General features: G+C 55.0%; 20 protein-coding genes and 1 riboswitch. Of the genes, 11 read left to right on the top strand and 9 right to left on the bottom strand.

Annotation, left to right across the window (positions count from 1 at the left end):
• The first annotated feature begins 12 nt into the window (after positions 1-12).
• A complete protein-coding gene (locus EDC90_RS08710) occupies positions 13-360 on the top strand; it encodes a tRNA-binding protein (RefSeq protein ID WP_245510996.1) in 348 nt (115 codons plus the stop codon).
• A 51-nt stretch (positions 361-411) separates the two neighbouring features.
• Here EDC90_RS08710 and EDC90_RS08715 read toward each other — a convergent pair whose 3' ends face one another.
• The 3 genes from EDC90_RS08715 to EDC90_RS08725 are packed head-to-tail and all read right to left on the bottom strand — an operon-like array spanning position 412 to position 3,062.
• Complete coding sequence (locus EDC90_RS08715; RefSeq protein WP_432419997.1) at positions 412-1,797, bottom strand: ATP-binding protein; 1,386 nt, start codon at positions 1,795-1,797, stop codon at positions 412-414.
• A 60-nt stretch (positions 1,798-1,857) separates the two neighbouring features.
• Positions 1,858-2,559, bottom strand: a complete 702-nt coding sequence (locus tag EDC90_RS08720; RefSeq protein ID WP_132310596.1) for a response regulator — start codon at positions 2,557-2,559, stop codon at positions 1,858-1,860.
• A complete protein-coding gene (locus EDC90_RS08725; protein WP_245511000.1) occupies positions 2,556-3,062 on the bottom strand; it encodes a MarR family winged helix-turn-helix transcriptional regulator in 507 nt (168 codons plus the stop codon). The genes EDC90_RS08720 and EDC90_RS08725 overlap by 4 nt, the downstream gene beginning before the upstream one ends.
• Before the next feature lie 205 nt (positions 3,063-3,267).
• Between EDC90_RS08725 and EDC90_RS08730 the strand changes: the two genes are divergently transcribed.
• Complete coding sequence (locus tag EDC90_RS08730) at positions 3,268-3,915, top strand: MBL fold metallo-hydrolase (RefSeq protein WP_132310600.1); 648 nt, start codon at positions 3,268-3,270, stop codon at positions 3,913-3,915.
• A gap of 224 nt (positions 3,916-4,139) precedes the next feature.
• Here the strand turns inward: EDC90_RS08730 and EDC90_RS08735 are convergent, their stop codons facing one another.
• The 6 genes from EDC90_RS08735 to mepA all read right to left on the bottom strand — a co-directional run bounded on the left by EDC90_RS08735 (position 4,140) and on the right by mepA (position 10,667).
• Positions 4,140-4,355 (bottom strand): cold-shock protein, encoded by a 216-nt coding sequence (locus tag EDC90_RS08735; RefSeq protein ID WP_132310602.1) that lies wholly within the window; start codon positions 4,353-4,355, stop codon positions 4,140-4,142.
• Positions 4,356-4,925: 570 nt separating this feature from the next.
• Positions 4,926-5,561 (bottom strand): 2,3-bisphosphoglycerate-dependent phosphoglycerate mutase, encoded by a 636-nt coding sequence (locus tag EDC90_RS08740; protein WP_132310604.1) that lies wholly within the window; start codon positions 5,559-5,561, stop codon positions 4,926-4,928.
• Positions 5,562-5,593: 32 nt separating this feature from the next.
• A complete protein-coding gene (gene dapB, locus EDC90_RS08745) occupies positions 5,594-6,415 on the bottom strand; it encodes a 4-hydroxy-tetrahydrodipicolinate reductase (protein WP_132310606.1) in 822 nt (273 codons plus the stop codon).
• Entirely contained in the window at positions 6,412-8,178 is a 1,767-nt protein-coding gene (locus tag EDC90_RS08750) for an ABC transporter ATP-binding protein (protein WP_132310713.1), read from the bottom strand. Before EDC90_RS08750 ends, dapB begins: the two co-directional genes overlap by 4 nt.
• A 163-nt stretch (positions 8,179-8,341) precedes the next feature.
• Positions 8,342-9,367, bottom strand: coding sequence for a glucokinase (locus tag EDC90_RS08755; protein WP_132310608.1), 1,026 nt, complete (start codon positions 9,365-9,367; stop codon positions 8,342-8,344).
• Between the two features lie 286 nt (positions 9,368-9,653).
• Positions 9,654-10,667 carry a penicillin-insensitive murein endopeptidase gene (gene mepA / locus EDC90_RS08760; RefSeq protein ID WP_132310610.1) on the bottom strand — a complete coding sequence of 338 codons (1,014 nt, stop codon included), beginning with the start codon at positions 10,665-10,667 and terminating at the stop codon, positions 9,654-9,656.
• Between the two features lie 152 nt (positions 10,668-10,819).
• On the opposite strand from mepA, the gene EDC90_RS08765 reads away from it, so the two are divergent.
• The 9 genes from EDC90_RS08765 (at position 10,820) to EDC90_RS08805 (ending at position 20,452) form a co-directional block, all read left to right on the top strand.
• On the top strand, positions 10,820-12,661 hold the full coding sequence (locus tag EDC90_RS08765) for an extracellular solute-binding protein (RefSeq protein ID WP_132310612.1): 1,842 nt from the start codon (positions 10,820-10,822) through the stop codon (positions 12,659-12,661).
• Between the two features lie 43 nt (positions 12,662-12,704).
• Positions 12,705-13,799 (top strand): microcin C ABC transporter permease YejB, encoded by a 1,095-nt coding sequence (locus EDC90_RS08770; protein WP_132310614.1) that lies wholly within the window; start codon positions 12,705-12,707, stop codon positions 13,797-13,799.
• Position 13,800: 1 nt separating this feature from the next.
• Positions 13,801-14,943, top strand: coding sequence for an ABC transporter permease (locus EDC90_RS08775; RefSeq protein ID WP_132310616.1), 1,143 nt, complete (start codon positions 13,801-13,803; stop codon positions 14,941-14,943).
• Positions 14,940-16,559: an ABC transporter ATP-binding protein gene (locus tag EDC90_RS08780; RefSeq protein ID WP_132310618.1), complete on the top strand. Its 1,620-nt coding sequence runs from the start codon at positions 14,940-14,942 to the stop codon at positions 16,557-16,559. Before EDC90_RS08775 ends, EDC90_RS08780 begins: the two co-directional genes overlap by 4 nt.
• 87 nt (positions 16,560-16,646) lie before the next feature.
• Positions 16,647-17,606 carry a 2-hydroxyacid dehydrogenase gene (locus EDC90_RS08785; protein WP_132310620.1) on the top strand — a complete coding sequence of 320 codons (960 nt, stop codon included), beginning with the start codon at positions 16,647-16,649 and terminating at the stop codon, positions 17,604-17,606.
• 100 nt (positions 17,607-17,706) lie between these two features.
• Positions 17,707-17,922 carry a hypothetical protein gene (locus tag EDC90_RS08790; protein WP_132310622.1) on the top strand — a complete coding sequence of 72 codons (216 nt, stop codon included), beginning with the start codon at positions 17,707-17,709 and terminating at the stop codon, positions 17,920-17,922.
• Between the two features lie 36 nt (positions 17,923-17,958).
• Positions 17,959-18,177 carry a hypothetical protein gene (locus tag EDC90_RS08795; RefSeq protein ID WP_132310624.1) on the top strand — a complete coding sequence of 73 codons (219 nt, stop codon included), beginning with the start codon at positions 17,959-17,961 and terminating at the stop codon, positions 18,175-18,177.
• A 317-nt stretch (positions 18,178-18,494) separates the two neighbouring features.
• Positions 18,495-19,799, top strand: coding sequence for a nicotinate phosphoribosyltransferase (gene pncB, locus EDC90_RS08800; protein WP_132310626.1), 1,305 nt, complete (start codon positions 18,495-18,497; stop codon positions 19,797-19,799).
• Positions 19,799-20,452: a GNAT family N-acetyltransferase gene (locus EDC90_RS08805; RefSeq protein ID WP_132310628.1), complete on the top strand. Its 654-nt coding sequence runs from the start codon at positions 19,799-19,801 to the stop codon at positions 20,450-20,452. The genes pncB and EDC90_RS08805 overlap by 1 nt, the downstream gene beginning before the upstream one ends.
• Before the next feature lie 82 nt (positions 20,453-20,534).
• Positions 20,535-20,729: riboswitch (cobalamin riboswitch) on the top strand.
• The last annotated feature ends 124 nt before the right edge of the window (positions 20,730-20,853 follow it).

Here is a 20,853-nt window from a genome sequence, read left to right on the forward strand (position 1 = left end):
GGCGGGGTTGACGTGGCTTTATCTGACGAAATTGCTTTCGATGATTTTCTGAAAGTTGACATTCGCGCCGGAACGATCGTGGAGACCGAGGTGTTTCCCGAGGCCCGCAAACCGGCTTATAAACTTCAGATTGATTTCGGTCCTGAAATCGGGATCAAGAAATCTTCTGCTCAGATTACGGTGCACTACACGCCGGAAACGCTGAAAGGCCGTCAGGTGATGGCGGTGGTGAATTTTCCGCCACGCCAGATTGGTCCGGTGCGCTCCGAGGTGCTCACACTCGGTTATGCCGATGAAAACGGCGATATCGTTCTGGCTGCCATCGACAAACCTGTGCCTGACGGCGAACGTCTGATGTAATCTTTCCTCACGGTCATGGTGATTTTGATCTGCCTGTTGACCACGACGCGCTCAGCAGGGGATGCGTATGATCGCTCGCAAACCGCCAAGCGGGCTGTCGTCCAGTTCGACATTGCCGCCGTGAGAACGCGCAATATCCCGTGCAATCGCCAGACCGAGACCCGTTCCCGATGAATCAAGATTTCGGGCATTGTCGAGCCGCAGGAATGGCTTGAAGACATCCTCCCTCAGTTCTTCAGCGATGCCTGGCCCGTCATCATCAAAGGTAATCTTGAGCCATTTTTGCTCGTGGACTGCGGTAATTTCCAGTCTGTCGGCGTGGCGCCTTGCATTGGATGCCAGATTGGAAACCAGACGTGAAAAGGCGTTTGGGCGAACGGTAACGTCATCAGCTCCGGAAATAGTATAGTTCATCTCCTTGCCGTGGAGTTCAAAGTCATCTTTCTGCCGCTTCAGCAAAGCGGAAAGGCTCACCGTCCCTGTGGTTTCTTCTGCATCACCGCGGGCAAAGTCGATATAGCCCTGCAGCATCTTCTGCATTTCCTCAATATCGTCGTTCAGGGCTTCGTATTCCGGGCCTTCGCCAATCAGCGCAAGCTGTAGTTTAAACCGGGTCAGGATCGTTCGCAGATCGTGGCTGACGCCGTTCAGCATGGTTGTGCGTTGCTCAATCTGGCGTTCAATGCGCTCGCGCATCTGTACAAATGCAAGACCGGCCCGGCGAATTTCGATCGCGCCACGAGGTTTGTATGGCTCCGGTGTTTTCTGCCCCTTACCGAATGCCTCTGCGGCCCGTGTCAGGCGAAGAATCGGGCGGATCTGCCCTCGCAGAAAGAGCGTGGCAATGCCGATCAGCACGAGCGAGGTGCCCACCATCCACAGAATGAAGATATGTGTGTTGGAGGCGTATGTCATGCTGCGCCGGGCGAAGATGCGCAGAATGCCCTGATCCGTTTTGATGCGGATTTCGACGAGCCGGGAGTTGCCCAACGTGTCGATCCAGAATGGCTGCCCGATCTTTTCAGAAATCTGCTCGGCCAGGACCTGATCCAGAAGCCCGAAAAAAGGTTTGGGCAGCGGTGGCGGTAGCTCGCCATCCGGCTCGATCGATATTCTGAGCCCCATGTCGCGCGCAGCGATCCTGACGATATCCCGTTGATGATCACCATTGGTCGCGTCCAGCATGTCGATAATCGCGGCGATATCGCCGGTTACCGCGCCGGATAGCCGTTCCGTCACCATTTGCCAGTGCCGTTCCATGAAAACAGTCGCAACGACCGCCTGCAACAGCAACATTGGTATGATGATAATCAGCAGTGAACGGGCAAAAAGTCCCCGCGGAAGGCGATGGTGTGTCCAGCGGGCAAAGACCTTGTAAGCGCCTGCAAACTGTCGAAGACCGGGTTGGCGTGAAAGAACCCGGGCTGTTTGCCGCAAGCGCCGTTCTGTCTCTTCCAGTGTTTTTTCGATGGTTGTGCGAAACTGTTTCAAACCGCACTAATCCCTGCTCAGTTTATAACCGACGCCGCGCACGGTTTGCAGATAATGCGGATTTGCGGGATCAGTCTCGATTTTGCGGCGCAACCGGTTGATCTGAACATCAATCGTCCGCTCGTTGATTTCTGTGGCGCCGCTGACAAGATCCTGACGGGCAACCGTTTCTCCGGCCTGCTCTGCCAGCATGGCCATGATATCCTGTTCACGGTCCGTCAGCCGGATCGGCTCGCCATTGCGCTTCAACTCTTTCCGCCCAATCGAGAAGGTGAAAGGGCCAAACATGATCTGCTCAATCGCCGGGCGCTGTGCCGGAATGCTGTGTTTGAGAATATTGCTGATCCTGAGCAGCAATTCGCGCGGCTCGAAGGGCTTCGCGAGATAATCATCGGCGCCTGCTTCCAGTCCTGCAATTCTGGATTCGGCTTCTGCGCGTGCCGTAAGAAGCAGGACAGGGACGGGACGAATGGTTTTAAGGCTTTGGGTCAGCGCAATTCCATCTTCGCCAGGCATCATGACATCAAGAATGAGGAGGTCGAAATCGAGGCCCTCCAACTTGCGGCGCGCCTCTGCTGCATCCCCGGCAGTGCTGACGCGATAACCATGCTCGCCAAGATATCGCTTCAGCAGTGTGCGGATCCGGGTGTCGTCATCGACAATCAGCAGATGCGGTGCGTCATCCTCGAGCAGAGCCTTTTCTGTCATGAGCGTGTGCCTTTCGATTTCATCTTGTGACCTTGCGGAAAATTGTCAGCGCTCTCACTGACCTTCCGGGTATTGCACATGCGGTTGAGAAAAGACTTTACGATGTCGCGCTCACCCGCAGTGAGGTTTTCCAGCGCTCCGTCGATGCGTTTAAGCTGTGGAGACAGCAGTTCCTGCCGCAGGGCTTCGCCCTCTTCTGTCAGGAAGAGGCGCCTTTGGCGGCGATCTTCAGGGCCGGCTGCCTGTCGGACGTAGCCGTAGTCGATGAGTTGCTTCAAAACGCGGGCCAGGCTCTGCTTGGTAATACGCAGCGTGTCCAGAAGATCGGCAACGCTCATGCCTGGCCTGCTGCCGACAAAATGAATGACACGGTGATGCGCGCGCCCGAACCCGATCTCATCCAGGATCGCGTCAGGATCAGAAATGAAATCCCGATAAGCGAAGAACAGAAGTTCAACAAAATCGAAATCATCAGGGTTCTGCGGATGGACCCGCGGCAGCACAGCTTCTGCCTGATCTTTTTTTTGCTGTGTCACGGTCAAGGCATCCTCGCATTTTGTTGACGTGTCGCCACAGGTTTTGCAATCAAAACAACAGTGGAATAGGTTTAGCGCCGAAGTGCAAGGGTGAAAACACCCCCTTGCTGTCAAAGCATCTTTTCAATAGGCGCCTTGGAACGTTCTACGCGTGCAAATGGGATCGTAAAATATGGCAAATCTTCAGGCTGGGATTATTCCCGTCACCCCGCTGCAGCAGAACTGCACAGTCCTTTTCGATCCCGACACACAGGAAGGCGTGATCGTCGATCCGGGCGGTGATGTCGAGGTGATCACACAGACGGTTCGTGAAAATGGCTTAAAGCTTCTGGCGATCTGGCTCACACATGGGCATCTGGATCATGCCGGCGGCGCGATGGATCTGAAAGCTGAGCTGGGACTGGAAATTATCGGGCCCCATGAAGACGACAAGCTTCTGCTGGAAAACATTGAAACCAGTGCGGAGCAGTTCGGGATGGCTGGTATGGTGAAAAATGCCTACCCGGACCGTTTTTTGGAAGAGGGGGAGACCCTTTCCTTTGGCGACCATGTGTTTGAAGTGTTCCATTGTCCCGGCCATGCGCCGGGCCATGTCATTTTCTACAATCGCGCACAGAAATTTGCGCACCTCGGTGATGTTCTGTTCAGCGGATCGATTGGAAGAACCGATCTGCCCGGTGGCGATCATCAGGCATTGCTGAACTCCATACGTGATAAGGTGCTGCCGCTGGGCGACGATGTCGGCTTCATCTGCGGCCACGGGCCGGGAGGACGCATCGGTGAAGAACGCCGCAACAACCCCTTTTTGAAAGGGCTTTGAGGTCTAGAGTACCGTGCATCCTTTTGGACGCACAAAGGACGATGCTGTAAAGCCCTCAAAACATAACTGAACGGCTCTCTTTCCGCTTCCTTGTCACTCCCCGCAAGACCAGCGCATGCTGGCGGGGTAGGAGTAAAAGCAAAACAGCTCGGAAGCGGCGAAAGTCACCACTTCCGAGCTTCATCTCTGAAGATCAATGCAGACCTGAGGTGGTCGAGTGCTGTTTAGTCTGTAACTGTCAGATTGACAGCTTTTGGGCCTTTGCCGCGACGATCCGGCTCAGTGTCGTAGCTGACTTTCTGGTTTTCAGCCAAGCCTGTCAGGCCGGAAGACTGAACGGCGGAAATATGCACGAAGATGTCCGCGCCGCCATTGTCGGGCTTGATGAAGCCATAGCCCTTATCGGTGTTGAAGAATTTAACGGTGCCAGTTTCGGCCATGCTATAAGGTCCTTTTCTCACCACCCGGTCTTATCCCTGAGAACCGAGTGGAACAGTCTAGTGCTAAGTTGCCCTTAAAAGGGCAGCGCAGGCAGTTCTCGATTTCTGAGGAAAGGTACCTTTTACCGCGGCTGAATTTTGCCCGGAGCGCGGTCTCAGGCCAAATCCATTTCAAAAGCCGCTCGGAAAATTTAGCGTTTCCGACGCGCATAAAATTATATGGTCTTCCCGTGCTCGCAAAATGCCCGAACACTGAAACAATGGGGCGTTTCCAGCTTTTTTGCAAGCGAAACTTTGATCGTAGCGAATTGATTTCGGGTTTTATTATATGACCAGATGCGCGAATATGAAGTGCAAGAAGATCGGAACGAGAAATACTCGCAGTTCTTAACAAGGTTGTATGTTTGCGCTGTGCGTGCGCCTCGGGTGCGTTTTTTCACTCGTTTCTTGTTTGGTTAAGACAAGGATTCACTTGATTAAAAACGTTTCAAAAAGTCGTGCATCTGTCCCGTTTCTCTCTACAAAAGGCGGCACGCGGCCGCCTTCTCTGTTCGTCTGATGGGGTGCTTTTCAGTGCGCGCCAGACATATCGCCGAGAATTTTCTTGTCGGCGACTGTGGAATCGGCGTTCAGCTTGTAAACCATCGGAACGCCGGTCGCGAGATTGAGCTTCAGGATTTCTTCCTGGCTCAGTCGGTCGAGAACCATAACCAGCGCCCGGAGTGAGTTTCCGTGGGCCGCGACCAGAACATTTTCACCTCTGAGCACGCGCGGCAGGATATCGGTCATATAATAGGGCCAGACGCGCGCGCCGGTATCCTTCAGGCTCTCACCGCCGGGCGGAGGCACGTCGTAGGAACGACGCCAGATGTGAACCTGTTCTTCGCCCCATTTTTCACGGGCATCATCTTTGTTGAGACCGGCCAGATCGCCGTAATCGCGTTCATTGAGCGCCTGATCCTTAATCGTTTCAAGGTTGGTCTGGCCGATCTGTTCCAGCACCAGATTGCAGGTATGCTGTGCGCGGGTCAGGGCCGAAGTGAAGGCGATGTCAAACTTGATGCCGGTTTCAGCCAGCGCCTTGCCGCCAGCGGTGGCTTCCTTGACGCCCAATTCGGTTAGGTCAGGATCTTTCCAGCCGGTGAAAAGGTTTTTGAGGTTCCATTCGCTTTGGCCGTGACGGACCAGAACCAGTGTACCGCTCATATCGTGTTCCTTTAAAAACGTTGTTGCTCGTTTTAGTGCGAAAGCCCGAGAACATCGAGCATGGAATAAAGTCCGGGTTTCTTGTCTTGGCCCCAGAGCGCGGCCTGAATGCCGCCGCGAGCGAAGATGCTGCGGTCTGTCGCCTTGTGAGACAGCGTCACCGTTTCGCCTTCGCCTGCCAGATAGACAGAGTGCTCGCCGACAACAGAGCCCCCGCGCAGTGTGGCAAAGCCGATCGTACCTTCTTCGCGCGGACCGGCGTGGCCGTCACGAACTTTGACGGCCTTGTCGTTCAGGTCAACGCCTCTGCCCTTGGCTGCGGCATCCCCGAGGAGAAGTGCTGTGCCGGAAGGCGCATCAACCTTGTGACGATGGTGCATTTCCAGAACTTCGATATCCCAGCCCTTTGCGGAAAGTGCCGCGGCCGCCTGCTCGACCAGAACACCCAGCAGATTGACGCCCAGACTCATATTACCGGATTTGATAATACGGGCATGGCGCGCCGCCGCTTTGATCTGTGTCTCATCGTCTTCTGAAAAGCCGGTTGTGCCAATGACATGAACAATACGGGCCTGGGCGGCCAGTCCAGCAAACTCGACACTGGCTGAAGGGGTGGTGAAGTCAATCACACCGTCTGCATCCAGAAAGGCTTTCAGCGGATCATCCGTCAGTGGCACACCAAGATGTCCGGTTCCGGCGAGCTCACCTGCATCCTTGCCGAGTGCATCGGAGCCTTCGCGTTCGATTGCGGCGCGAAGAGCCGCCCCTTCGGTTTCGTTGATGATCCGGATCAGCGTTTTGCCCATGCGCCCGCTGGCGCCTGTCACAACAAGTTTCATGGCCGCATCGGTCATTCTGGCTGGTCTCCTTCTGTCGTCTGTTCTTCCGTACCGCCCAGCCATTGCAGGCGGCTCAGGTGAGCGTAAAGCCCGTCTTCATCGGCCACAAGGGTATCATGCGTCCCTTCTTCAGCGATTGTTCCATCCTGCATTACAACAATCTTATCCGCATTTCTGACGGTTGAAAGCCTGTGGGCGACGACGATGACGGTGCGCCCGCGCATCGCTTCTTCAAGTGCCTTTTGCACGAAGGATTCCGATTCGGCATCAAGGGCAGATGTCGCCTCATCCAGAAGCAGAATGGGGGCCTGACGGATAATCGCGCGGGCAATCGATATGCGTTGCTGTTGTCCGCCTGAAAGCGAGCTCCCGCCTTCTCCGATGGGGGTCTCATAGCCGAGCGGCTGGGCCATGATGAAATCGTGCGCATGCGAAAGCTTCGCCGCTTCGATGATCTCGTCATCCTTGGCTTCTGGCCGGCCATAGCGAATGTTATCTGCGATCGTGCCTTCGAAAAGATAGGGGCGCTGCGTGACGTAGGCAATCTGTGCGCGCAGAGAGCTCTTGGTGACACCGGCAATATCCTGACCATCGATCGTGATCACGCCCGACCTGAGGTCATAAAATCGCGGCAGCAGCGATATGATCGTCGTCTTCCCCGCGCCCGAGGGGCCGACCAGTGCAGTGGTCTTGCCGCCCTCGGCAGTAAAGCTGACGGACTTTAAGGTATCTTCTTCGCTATAGCCAAACGTTACATCTTCAAAACGAACGGTCGCATCGCTGACGGAAAGCTTAGGGGCATCTGCTCTGTCGGGCTGGCGCGGTGTGGTATCGAGCACTTCATAGAGCATGCGGGCATTGGTGGTTGCGCGTTCCAGCTGCACCTGAAGCTTGGCAAGCCGCTTGGCCGGATCATAGGCCAGCAGCACAGCGGTGATAAATGAGAAGAATGAACCGGGCGGAATGCCCTGATAGATTGTTCGGAACCCGGCATAGGCAACAACCGCGGCAATCGCCCCGCCGGCAAAGGTTTCCGTCAAAGGCGCCGTGCGTTGCGAGAGTTTGGCAATACGGTTGTTCCGGTTCTCCGAACGGGCAATCAGCTTGTCTACCTTGCTGAAAAGCTGATTTTCCATGGTGAAGGCTTTTACCACAGCAATGCCCTGCACGCTTTCCTGCATCGCACCGAAAACGCGAGAGTTTACCTCGACAGACTCACGCGAAACCGAGCGAATCTTTTTTGAGATATACCGCAGCGCTATCACCACAGGCGGGGCTGCCACGAATATGATCAGCGACAGCATTGGATCTTTCATGAACATCACACCGATCAGCGCGATCAGGCTCAAAAGATCCCGCGCAGCTGAGGTTATGACGAGGTTCATGATGTCGCGAACACCATTGATGTTCGCATTCACCTTCGCGATGAGCTGGGCGGAGCGTTCTTCGTCATAGAAGGACAGCGACAGGTTCATCAGATGGGTGAACACTTTGCGCTGATACCCGGCAATAATGTTGTTGCCGATCTTGTTCAGTGTCACCGACTGGCCGTAAGTGGCAAAGCCGCGGAGGGTGAATGCCAGAAAGATCGAACCGCAGACCAGAGCGACGAGATCTCCGCGCTGATTGGCGAAAATCTCGTTGACCACTGTTTCCATGATCCAGGCGGTAAATGCCGTTGTTCCGGCGATGATGACCAGACAGATGATCGCGAAAATATAGCCATTTACGTGATCACGTGCATTTTCAGCAAACACGCGCTTGAGGACCGGCAACATGTCCTCGGCCCGCGCGGCTTTTGATTTCTTGTCGTCTGTCTCGGCCACGTGCTCACCGTATCGTCGCGCCGCCCTGACTGGCAGCAGCGATGCATTCTTTACCAATGGCTGGACTCTATAAGCGTTCAGAAAGGTAAAGACCAGAGGCGGAAACTGCCAGTGGTTACCGGCGCCAGCGGCGTTCCTCCAGTGCCAGCCCGAAGCGGCCCGGCGTGCGAGCGTAAGTCGCCAGCCCTGCAAGTGCGGCAAGGGGATGTGTAACGACATAGGTCGGGATGGCCTGAAGCAACGTGTTATGCGGAGCTTTGTCTTCAAAAGCCGTTCGGAATTCCGGCTTTTTCAGTGCTGGCAGGATTTTCTGGGAAATGCCGCCAGCCAGATAAACGCCGCCGCGGGCCATGAAGATCATGGCCATGTCGCCTGCGATACGACCGAGATAGGTGGCAAACAGGCTGAGGGTCTCAACGGCCTGAGGGTCGGAACCATCAAGGCCTGCATGGCTGACATCCTTGGGTTCCGCCAGTGCCGGTTCAACGCCGTCGACCTTGCAGATTGCGTTGTAAAGATTGACCATGCCGCGACCGCAGAGGATCTGTTCTGCCGCCACGCGTCCCTCAATCGTCTTGATATGGGGGAAAACCTCATAATCGCGTTTGGATCGCGGCCCGATGTCGATATGCCCGCCTTCACCTGGAACCGGGATCCACTTGCCTTGAGCATGAACGAGGCCGGCAACACCAAGGCCCGTTCCCGGACCCAGGACAACGCGGGAAGCGATGCGTGTGTCAGGGCGCGGTGCAATCGGCTCGCGATAAGCGTCCGGCATATTCGCAATCGCCAGCGCCTGCGCTTCGAAGTCGTTGATGATCACAACATCTGTCAGGTTCAGAGCCTTGATCATGTCCTTGGGTTTTACGACCCAGTCGCAGTTTGTCAGCGGAATTTCATCGCCCCGGATCGGGCCGGCAACGGCCAGAATAGCAGAGCGCGGCTGCTGAGCCGTTTTATCCATCACGCCAGCCTGAATCGCATCATTGATTGTTGCGAAGTCGGCGGTGTGAACAATCGGGAACTCACGCGGCTCTGAAAAAGCATCGACGAGAAGTGAGAAACGCGCGTTGGTGCCGCCGATATCACCGATCAGGATAGGAAAGGAGAGGGGCTGATCAATATTGCTGTGCTTGGCCATGGTTTTTCCAATCTTTGCCCGGTTGAGGCCGGGCACTCGCCTTCATTGAAACCTAAACGCAATCGGGCGGCAGGTCTGATTGCTTGCAGTATCGCAACCACAGTTGACGTTTTTGCGTCGGTTTGTGATCTGCTGCAAGTAAAATGCCTCAGTTCCTGCCTCCTCCCACTGCGTTTTTGCATCCAAATAGTCCGCTGACGTTGTCCTATATCAATCCAAAGCGCTTTGAAAGTATCAACTTGTAAAGCCTGTGGTTGTGTCAGGAATTCCCTTTCATCTCATATGCTTATCCTGCCGATCGTGGCGTTGGTACCGGTCCGACCTCCGGCCAGGGGGCCAGAGGAGGCAGTGGAATTTTCGGCGTCAGTGCCGTTTCGGGAAGAGGTGAAGGGGCTGGCGCTTCCAGCACAGCTTCACAGGCCTTTGGCAGATCGGAAAGCGTCATATAGCTCGGTCGCGCTGGCTTCACTGGCGCCGTCTCCGGTTTTTCTGGCTTCTTGGCCGGTTCTTTCGGCTTCCACGGCTCATCAGAAAGCCACCAGGAAAGGTTGGCGCCGCAGCCATCGTCAGACATGTCTACGGCGTTCTGCGGCTTGCAGTCCGGCGATCCGGACTCACAGAACAGGCGGATATGAAAGTGATAGTGGTGTCCATAGTAAGGGCGAAGCTTGGCAAGGTTGGTTCGATCCCCTGTCCAATCGTCACACAGCGCTTTCTTGATGCCGGGATGCACAAAAATGCGCTGAACCTCGGTATAGCTTGCGGCCCGCATCAAAAGCCGCTCATGGGCAGGTGTGAACTTTTCCGGGTCGACGAACAGCGTACCGTCATTTTTCAGCACGGACTGGGCGGAAATATCTTCCCGTTCCCGCAATGTGTAGCGGCGGTCCGGCATCGGGTTTAGCCAGACATCGGCATCCAGTCCGATCTGGTGTGACGCATGGCCGGACAGCATCGGCCCTCCGCGCGGCTGGGAAAGATCACCAACCAGAAGGCCTGGCCAGCCATCATACTGTGCGGCGTCCCGGCTTAACCGCTCTATCACCTCGATCATTTTGGGGTGGCCGAAACGACGATTGCGCGACAGGCGCATTGCCTGCCAGTTTGGCCCGTCAATCGGCAGTGCGACCGCTCCGGAAAGACAGCCCTTGCTGTAAAAGCCAATGGCCTGCGGTGTGCCGGTGCTCGGCGTCGTTTCAGAGCCGAACAGAATTTTGACCGGGGGTGGCTCCTGTGCCAAGCTGGCCCCGGCAAGCGTGGCAGACGTAAGAGCAATCAGGAAAACTTTTTTCAGATACATGATGTCCCCTTAAAACCGGCCCTCACGCAGATTTCATCAGTCTTAAAGCGCAGTTGAGCGCATGCATGCGGGCGGGGCCTTGTGGACCCGGCTTTATTTTTGCTTATTGTTGCTGCAACAACGCGAAAAGCCAATAACGGGGAAGCGACTTCATGTGGAAAAGAGCTGCCGCAACGGCCGGTATTATTCTGACTGGCTTTCTTGCTTTTCAAAATGCCGCTCATGCTGAGACCAGCGATGACAGCGCTGGCGGAGAATGGCAATACGCAGCGGCGCTGACAGGTGAGCCACAATATCCGGAAAATTTTACCCATTTTGACTACGTTAACGTTAGCGCTCCCAAAGGCGGCGAGCTGAAGCTTTCCGCAACAGGCACATTCGATTCCCTTAATCCACTGCCTTATGGCGGGACAAAAGCGCGGGGACTTGGCCTTGTCTTCGATACTCTGATGTTCCGGGCTGAAGATGAAATTGATGCACAGTATGGACTTCTGGCCGAAGCCTTCCGGTATCCGGATGACATTTCCAGCGTAACTTACCGACTGCGATCCGAGGCGCGTTTTTCCGATGGTGAACCGGTGACGCCGGCAGATGTTGTTTTTTCCTTTGACAAAGCCAAAGAACTCAATGCCCGCTACGCCAACTATTATCGCCATGTCGTGCGTGCAGAAATCACCGGTGAGCGTGATGTTACCTTTTTCTTTGACGAGACCGGCAATCGCGAATTGCCGCAGATCGTCGGCCAGCTGATGGTTCTGCCAAAGCATCAGTGGAGCGGTGGAAGCGGTTTCGATATTTCGGAAAGCACGCTGGAAAAGGTTATCGGTTCCGGTCCGTACGAGATCGCGGAGGTTAATCCCGGTTCGTCAATTTCCTATCGTTTGCGCGATGATTACTGGGGCAAGGATCTGGGCGTAAACGCCGGTCGCAACAATTTCGGCACAGTGCGCTATATCTATTTCGCGGACATGGATGTCGCCTTCGAGGCATTCAGGGCAGGCACGTTCGATTTCTGGATTGAGACCCGTGCGAAGCGCTGGGCCACCGGTTATGACTTTCCGGCTGTTCAGGAAGGCCGTGTCATCCGCGAAGAGGTCGAAAATCCCTTGCGCTCTGCCGGGATCATGCAGGCGCTGGTCCCCAACACTCGACGCGCTCCTTTCAATGATCAGCGTGTGCGGGAGGCGCTGATCTATGCCTTTGATTTCGAGACCATCAACCGCAATCAGCTGAGCAATGCCTATGCCCGCGATAACAGCTACTGGTTCGGAACCGAGCTGGCATCCTCCGGGCTGCCGGAAGGCGAGGAACTGGAGATCCTGAAATCGGTTGAGGACGAAGTGCCTGCCGGGGTCTTTGATACGCCGAATTCGCTTCCCGTTGGCGGAACGCCGGAAAAATCCCGTGCCAATATGCGCAAGGCATTTGAATTGCTGAAAGAAGCAGGTTTTGAGCGGCGCGGCACGCAAATGGTCAATGCTGCGACCGGAGAACCCTTCAGTTTCGAAATTCTGATCGACAATCCGTCGCTGCAGGTTGTCATTCTGCCTTATGTCGAAACCCTCAGAAAGCTGGGCATTGATGCGAATGTGCGGGTTGTCGACAGCTCACAGTATCAGAACCGGGTCAACGATTTCGATTATGACATGATCTGGGAAATATGGGCTCAGTCGCTGAGCCCCGGCAATGAGCAGTTCAACTATTGGGGTTCGCGCTCTGCGGATCAGCCCGGCTCTGAAAACTATGCCGGCATTTCGGATCCGGGCATCGATGCTCTGATCAATAAGGTTGTTTTCGCCGATGATCGCGAAACGCTCACGGCGGCAACAAAAGCACTCGACCGGGTGCTTTTGGCGCATGATTTCGTCATACCTCTGTATTATTCGAAGAATTATCGAATCGCCTATTGGGATACCATTACCCATCCGGCAGAATTTCCTGATTATGGTCTCGACTTTCCGGCGGGCTGGTGGTCGACACAATTTGAAGAGTGAGCATACCTGTCTTGGGCATTAAACTTGCTGAGGAGCGGCGCTGATGGGCAATTATATCATCCGGCGTCTGCTTTTGATGATCCCGACACTGATCGGGATCATGACGATCTCTTTCGTGATTGTGCAGTTTGCGCCGGGCGGGCCGGTTGAGCAGGTGATTGCACAACTGAACGGGCAGGGCGGTGGTGCAGAATCGCGGCTTTCAGGTGGCGGTGATGCCGGAATGTCGATGGACAATTTCGATTCCACCGCTTCCGATTACCGCGGCGCGCAGGGGCTTGATCCGCAGCTGATTGCCGACCTTGAACGCCAGTTCGGTTTCGACAAGCCGCCGCTGACGCGATTCCTGCTGATGATGCGGGACTATCTGACGTTTAATTTCGGCGACAGTTTTTTCCGAAACTCCAGCGTTATAGACCTGATCAAGGACCGGTTGCCGGTTTCCGTCTCGCTGGGTGTCTGGGTCCTGCTTTTATCCTACGGGATTTCCATTCCACTCGGGATCCGCAAGGCGGTGAAAGATGGCAGCCGCTTTGATGTGTGGACATCCGGCGTCATCGTCATTGGCTATGCCATTCCGGGCTTCCTGCTTGGTATTTTGATGATTATCCTGTTTGCGGGCGGATCATTCTTCAACTGGTTTCCGCTGCGTGGCCTGGTTTCCGATAATTTCTCCGAGCTGTCCTGGTGGCAGAAGATTTTCGATTATCTGTGGCACATTACCCTGCCGGTGATTGCGCTTTCGGTCTCATCCTTTGCTACAACGACTCTTCTGACCAAAAACTCGTTTATGGATGAAATTTCCAAGCAATATGTGATCACGGCAAAGGCCAAAGGTCTGAGTGAGCGGAAGGTTCTCTATGGCCATGTTTTCCGCAATGCAATGCTGATCGTCATTGCCGGTTTTCCCGGTTCCTTTATTCTGGCTTTCTTCACAGGTTCGCTTCTGATCGAAAACGTCTTTTCCCTCGATGGTCTCGGCCGCCTTGGGTATCTGTCTCTGGTCAATCGCGATTATCCGGTGGTTTTTGCCACGCTTTATATCTTCTCTCTGCTGGGGCTGGTGATCGGTCTTGTATCCGACCTGATTTATACCTGGATCGATCCGCGCATTGATTTTGAAAAGAGGGATGTCTGACATGAGCGATGTGACATCCGACGCAGGCTCAGCGATCCCGCCAAAACGCGGCTTTCTTTCGCCGATGAATGCGCGACGCTGGAAGAGTTTCAAGGCCAACCGGCGCGGCTACTGGTCGCTTTGGATTTTTCTGTTTCTGTTCATCATCAGCTTGCTTGCTGAATTCGTCGCCAATGATAAGCCACTGATTGCCGAGTATAAGGGCGAATTGCTGTTTCCGGTGGTCGTGGATTACCCGGAAGAAAAGTTTGGTGGCTTCCTGGCCGTCACCGATTATCGGTCGGACTTTATTCAGGAAGAGATTGAGGCCAATGGCTGGATGATCTGGCCGCCGGTCCGGTACTCCTATCGCACGATCAATGCCAATGTCCCTTACTCCGCGCCGACGCCACCATTCTGGATGATGAACCAGCAGGAGCGCTGTGCCGGATATCCTGAAGGTTCGGACGATCCAGGCTGTACGCTTGGCAATATGAACTGGCTGGGCACTGATGATTTGGCGCGCGATGTTCTGGCGCGTGTGATTTATGGCTTTCGCATATCCGTTCTTTTCGGCCTGATCCTGACCGGTCTTTCTGCGATTATCGGAGTGTCCGCCGGTGCCGTGCAGGGCTATTTCGGTGGCTGGCTTGATCTGCTGATGCAGCGCTTCATCGAAATCTGGTCATCCCTGCCGCAGCTCTATATTCTGCTGATTATCGCCGCCATCTTGCCACCCGGCTTCTGGGTGTTGCTGGGCGTCATGCTGTTTTTCTCGTGGGTCAGTTTTGTGGCGGTGGTGCGAGCCGAGTTCCTGCGGGCCAGAAACTTCGAATATGTCCGCGCTGCCCGTGCTCTGGGCGTTGGGAATTTCACAATCATGTTCCGCCACCTCTTGCCGAATGCCATGGTTGCAACGCTGACTTTCGTCCCGTTTATTCTATCCGGGGCCATCGTCACGCTGACCTCGCTTGATTTTCTGGGCTTTGGCATGCCGCCCGGCTCGCCGTCGCTGGGCGAACTGGTTCAGCAGGGCAAGAGCAATCTGCAGGCGCCCTGGCTTGGCCTGACCGCCTTTTTCACGCTTTCCATCATGCTTTCGCTACTGGTTTTTGTTGGTGAGGCGGTGCGCGATGCATTCGATCCGAGGAAGACGTTTCAATGAGTCCAGAACCGCTTCTCAGAGTTCGTGAGCTTTCCGTTGCCTTCCAACAGGGCAGCGAAAACAATCTCGCGGTTGATCGGATTTCTTTTGATGTCATGTCCGGCGAAGTCGTCGCTCTGGTGGGCGAAAGTGGCTCAGGCAAATCGGCAACGGCGGCATCCATCCTTAAGCTTCTGCCTTATCCGGCAGCAAGCCACCCCACCGGTGAAATCCTGTTTGAAGGGCGCGATCTTCTAAAAGCCGATGACCGCACTTTGCGGCAGGTGCGTGGTGCGGAGATTACGCAGGTTTTTCAGGAACCGATGACCTCGCTTAATCCACTGCATACGGTGGAAAAGCAGATCGGTGAGATTCTGGCTCTGCATGGCGGCATCACGGGGGCTGCGGCGCGTTCGCGGACACTTTCGCTTTTGCATGAAGTTGGCATTCGCGATGCTGAGAAGCGCATGAACGCTTTTCCGCATGAGCTTTCCGGTGGGCAGCGCCAGCGCGTAATGATTGCCATGGCACTTGCAAACCGGCCCAAGCTTCTGGTGGCCGATGAACCAACCACAGCGCTGGATGTCACAGTGCAGGCGCAGATTCTGAAGCTTTTGAAAAATCTTCAGAATGAACATGGCATGTCGATGCTGTTCATCACCCATGATCTTGGCATTGTCCGCAAGTTCGCCGACCGGGTTTGTGTGATGACCGATGGCCAGATCGTTGAGCATGGCCCGGTTGAAGAGATTTTCGCCAATCCGCAGCATGCCTATACGAAGCATCTTCTCGCCGCTGAGCCCAAAGGTGAACCGCCGCCGCACAATCAGGAGCGAGCGGTTGTTATCGAGGCCGATGATCTGAAGGTCTGGTTTCCGATCAAGGCCGGGCTGTTGCGTCGGACGGTTGATCATGTGAAGGCGGTTAACGGTATTTCACTCCAGCTGCGAGCCGGTGAAACGCTGGGGGTCGTTGGCGAAAGCGGGTCGGGCAAGACCACACTCGGGTTGGCACTGACGCGCATGATCGCCTCAAAAGGCCGGATCGGCTTCATCGGCAAGGATATCGGATCCTGTTCGCTGAAAGAGATGAAACCTTATCGCGACCGCATGCAGGTTGTTTTTCAGGATCCGTACGGGTCCCTTTCTCCGCGGATGTCGGTTGGCGAAATTGTGGCAGAAGGCTTGAAAATCCATGCCCGCGATCTCTCGTCCCGAGATCGTGAAACCCGCGTTGTGGAGGCGCTTGAGGAGGTTGGTCTTGATGCGGCAACCCGCTGGCGCTATCCGCATGAATTTTCCGGCGGGCAGCGTCAGCGTATCGCGATTGCGCGCGCCATGGTGCTGAAACCGCGCTTTGTGATGCTTGATGAACCGACCTCGGCGCTGGATATGAGTGTTCAGGCGCAGGTTGTTGACCTGCTGGCCAATCTTCAGAAAAGGCATAACCTGGCCTATCTTTTCATCTCGCATGATTTGCGTGTTGTGCGTGCGCTCGCCAATGAAATCATCGTTATGCGGCACGGCGAGGTCGTTGAACGCGGTCCGGCTGCCAGCGTTTTCGAATCCCCAACTGCCGACTACACAAAGGCGTTGCTCGCTGCGGCCTTCAATATCGAGCCGGTCGAGGCTGACTGAGATTCGCGTCACAGGGCTCTGATCGTTGAAAATGACTGAAATCCGCGCTTTCCCGCAAAGCCAATACATCTTTTGAAAGCTGATTATATGCCTAAAGCCCCTGTCCTGATCGATCTGAAATTCCCCGATCGTGAGAAAGTTGTAAGCGCCATGTCCGGCTTCTTTCGCAATCGCACAGTGATTGATCTGGCAGAACCGGAAAATGCTAAGCGCGATCTTTCGGATTGCCGCTACGCGGTGTTGTGGAAGCCGGAGGCTGATCTGTTTCAGCGCGCGCCTAATCTGGACGTTCTGTTTTCAGGTGGGGCGGGGGTCGATAAGGTTCTGGCGCTTGAAGGTTTGCCGGATGTGCCGCTGGTCCGGTTTGTCGATCCGACGCTGACGCGGCGCATGAGCGAATATGTCGTTTTACAGTGCCTCGCGCATTTACGTCGCGCCGGTCTTTATGCCCGCCAGCAACGGGATCGCATCTGGCGGGAATGGCCCCAGCCAGAAGCTGCTGATGTCACGATTGGCGTTATGGGCCTTGGTGCGCTGGGTCTGGATGCAGCTGAAAAGCTGAAAGTGATGGGCTTTAAGGTGATCGGTTGGTCGCGCAGTCAGAAAACGATCGACGGTATGGAAACCTTCGATCAGGACGGACTTGATGTATTTCTGGCAAAAACCGATATTCTTGTCGGTCTTCTGCCTTTGACCGGGCAGACCACCGGGCTGTTCAATCTGTCTCTTTTTTCAAAATTGAAAGCTGATGGTCCGCTGGGTGGTCCGGTCTTCATTAATGCCGGGCGCGGCGGCAGTCAGGTTGAGCTCGATATCGTTGCTGCGTTGAAGGATCGTGTTCTGGCGGCTGTGTCTCTGGACGTTTTCGAAACGGAGCCGCTTTCTGCTGAAAGCCTGCTCTGGGACTGTGAAAACGCCATCCTCACGCCGCATATTGCTGCCGACACGGATGTAGAAGCACTGTTTGCCCATGTCGAATACCAGATTGAGCGGTTTGAGGCCGGTGAGGCGCTCCAGCATACGGTCGACCGCCAGTCGGGCTATTGAAAGGCTAAAAGCTGTTCGGGGATGGAACATCGATAACAGCTCCTGCGTTTTATCCTATCTACAACTGTCTTTGGGAACCAAAGCGTAGGAGGAGAACGCAATGGCCAGGCATTTCGATCCGAAAGAAGGCCGCCCTGTGAAATATCCGGGCGAAGATGATTATCCGCAGAACAGGCGTGAGCCGCCGGTGGTTTCACCGACAGCAAAGCGGCATCTGGATCGCGGGCAGCTCGTCATCGCAATCTTTGTCGCAATTATCGTCGCTCTCATTCTGATCTGGGGCGGAATTGAATGGTTTGGCGGGCAAGCTGCCTGAACTTTCCGAGCCTGAAACTCATGAGGAGCGCGTTTGATGGTGGAAAAAGACGACGAGACCCAACGGCACAGGAAAGAAAGCCCCGATTTATCGTCAACCGAAGCACGGCAATCCGAACGCGGTCGGCCGATACTCTATCTTCTGATCGCCGGACTGGTGCTCGCATTGCTGACCTGGACCGCGACAGAGATGTTCACACCGGAAGCGGCGACAACGGGCGATGGCACGCCGGTTGAAGAAGCGGACGGCGGATAGAGTATTTCCCAGCCAGATGGAAACATCGGAAGTCCGCGAAAATAGGCCGAGGCAAATAGATAAAGCGGAATCGTCTTAATGTAATCAGCAATAGTCGTGTGTTTGATGATGCGGCATCTCAGATGTGGAGGCCGTGCACTGGACTTTCTGCTTGGTTTATCGCTATGTCATGATCTCTTGAACGAAGGGGTGTTTCTTAAAAACGCTGCTTCACCCGTTTCGATGCCTGCGCGTGTTACTGTTGACTGAACTTGCCGGGCCTGCAATGGGTTTGATCATCACGCGCCCTGCGTGGCAATGGCAAGGAGCGACAGGCGATGCCGAAGACCGATATTGCAACCCGTGTCTACGATCATACCTGGAAGCTCGATCCGATTATCCGCTCACTGCTGGATACTGATTTCTACAAGCTTTTGATGCTTCAGATGATCTGGAAACTCTATCCGGACGTCAACGCCACCTTCTCGGTGATCAACCGCACCACTTCGGTGCGGCTCGCCGATGAGATTGATGAGGCCGAGTTGCGCGCGCAGCTTGATCATGCCCGTGAAATAAAGCTGACCAAAAAAGAAATGATCTGGCTTGCCGGTAACTCATTTTACGGCCGCTCGCAGATTTTCGAACCGGAGTTTCTGACCTGGCTGGCAGATTTTCAGTTGCCGGAATATGAACTTACCAAAAAAGACGGTCAGTATCAGCTGGATTTCCATGGCCGCTGGATGGAAACCACAATGTGGGAAATTCCCGCGCTGTGCATCATCAATGAACTGCGTTCACGCGCAGCGATGCGTAATCTCGGCCTTTTCACAATTGATGTGACCTATGCCCGTGCCAAGGCAAAGATGTGGTCGAAGGTCGAGCGGCTGGCAGCATTGCCGGGGCTGAAGATCTCCGATTTCGGTACGCGCCGCAGGCATTCCTTCCTGTGGCAGCGCTGGTGCGTTGAGGCTTTGAAAGAGGGTATCGGTTCGGCCTTCACCGGTACATCCAATGTTCTTCTGGCCATGGATACCGATCTTGAAGCCGTCGGCACAAATGCGCATGAACTGCCAATGGTTGCTGCTGCGCTGGCTGAAAACGATGATGAACTGGCTTGGGCACCTTATCGGGTGATGCAGGACTGGAACAAGCTTTATGGCGGTAATCTTTTAATCGCGCTGCCGGATGCCTTCGGCACGGCCTCATTCCTGAAAAGCGCGCCCGAGTGGGTGGCAGACTGGACTGGCTTTCGGCCTGATAGCGCTCCGCCGATAGAAGGCGGCGAGAAAATCATGGACTGGTGGCAGAAGATGGGACGCGATCCGAAGGAAAAAATACTGATCTTTTCTGATGGTCTCGATGTCGACGCGATTATAGAAACTTATAAGCATTTTGAAGGCCGGGTGCGGATGAGTTTCGGCTGGGGCACAAACCTCACCAACGATTTCATCGGTTGCGCGCCGCATCGTGTGAACGGATTGAAGCCGATATCGATTGTCTGCAAGGTTTCCGATGCCAATGGTCGCCCGGCAGTCAAACTCTCCGACAATCCGGAAAAGGCGACCGGCGATCCGAAAGAAGTCGAACGCTATCTGAAGTTTTTCGGCTCTGAGGATATGGCTGTACACCCGGTTCTGGTGTGATGTCGCTCTTGGAGAAGCCCGGAATAAGTATCCGCGAAGGTCGCCTGGGCGACCTTGAAGCGCTTTATGCGATCACGCTGGCGACCGGCGATAGCGGCAGCGATGCGAGCCGGTTTTATGCGGATAAGAAGATGATGGGCCATATTTACTCGGCGCCCTATCTTCTTATGGCCGGTGGGTTTTGTTTCGTCGCTGAAGACCAATACGGAGTTTGCGGTTATGTGGTTGGGACCTTAGACACGCTTTCCTTCGCTGGAGAACTTGAAGAACATTGGTGGCCGGATTTGCGCAGACGCTATGCCGAACCGGATCGTGAGCGTCGCGACAGGTGGACCGCAGATGAGCGTCGGGCCTTCATGTTTCATCATCCTGAACTGCCGCCGGACCCGGTGCTAAAGCATTTCCCGGCACACCTTCACATGAATCTGCTGACGCGCGCCCGTGGTCATGGTCTCGGGCGGCAGCTTTTGGAGAAAGCACTTTGCCATCTGAGCGAGCAGGGGGGGCTGCATGTTCACGTCGGTGCAGGGAAAACCAATAGGTGCGGTTTGGCCTTCTGGAAGGCTTGTGGCTTCGCGTCATTGTCCTGTGCGCTGGCTTTGCCGGACGGGGGGCGTACTGAGTGGCTGGGTCGTCCGGTGTCTGTGTGCTGAGACTGTCCTTTCTATTAGGGGAAAACCCAGTTGAGCCTAGAAAATGCGGGTGGAGACGTTGACTTGTTTCATTCGGCTTTACTAAATGGCCCCCGGATCAGGTTCCGCCCAAAAGGCGGATGAAAAGGGAACACGGTGGAAATCCGTGACTGCCCCCGCAACTGTAACCGTCGAGCCGCTTCCACCGATGTCACTGGGTTTTCAACAAAATCCGGGAAGACGGAAGAACAGGCGATGACGCGGAAGCCAGGAGACCTGCCCGATCCGGTCACCCAAGCTTGAATACGGGGTGTGTTCAGGCGCGGTCGTCCGTCGCGGTGACATTTTCGTGTTGCCGTGGACGAGTGCGATCATAAGGTTTTCCCTGTCTCGCTTGCTCGTTCCCATGGTTTGTTTCGGCT

The sequence above is a fragment of the Martelella mediterranea genome, assembly GCF_004342225.1.
In the GTDB taxonomy this organism is placed as follows: Bacteria; Pseudomonadota; Alphaproteobacteria; order Rhizobiales; family Rhizobiaceae; genus Martelella; species Martelella mediterranea_B.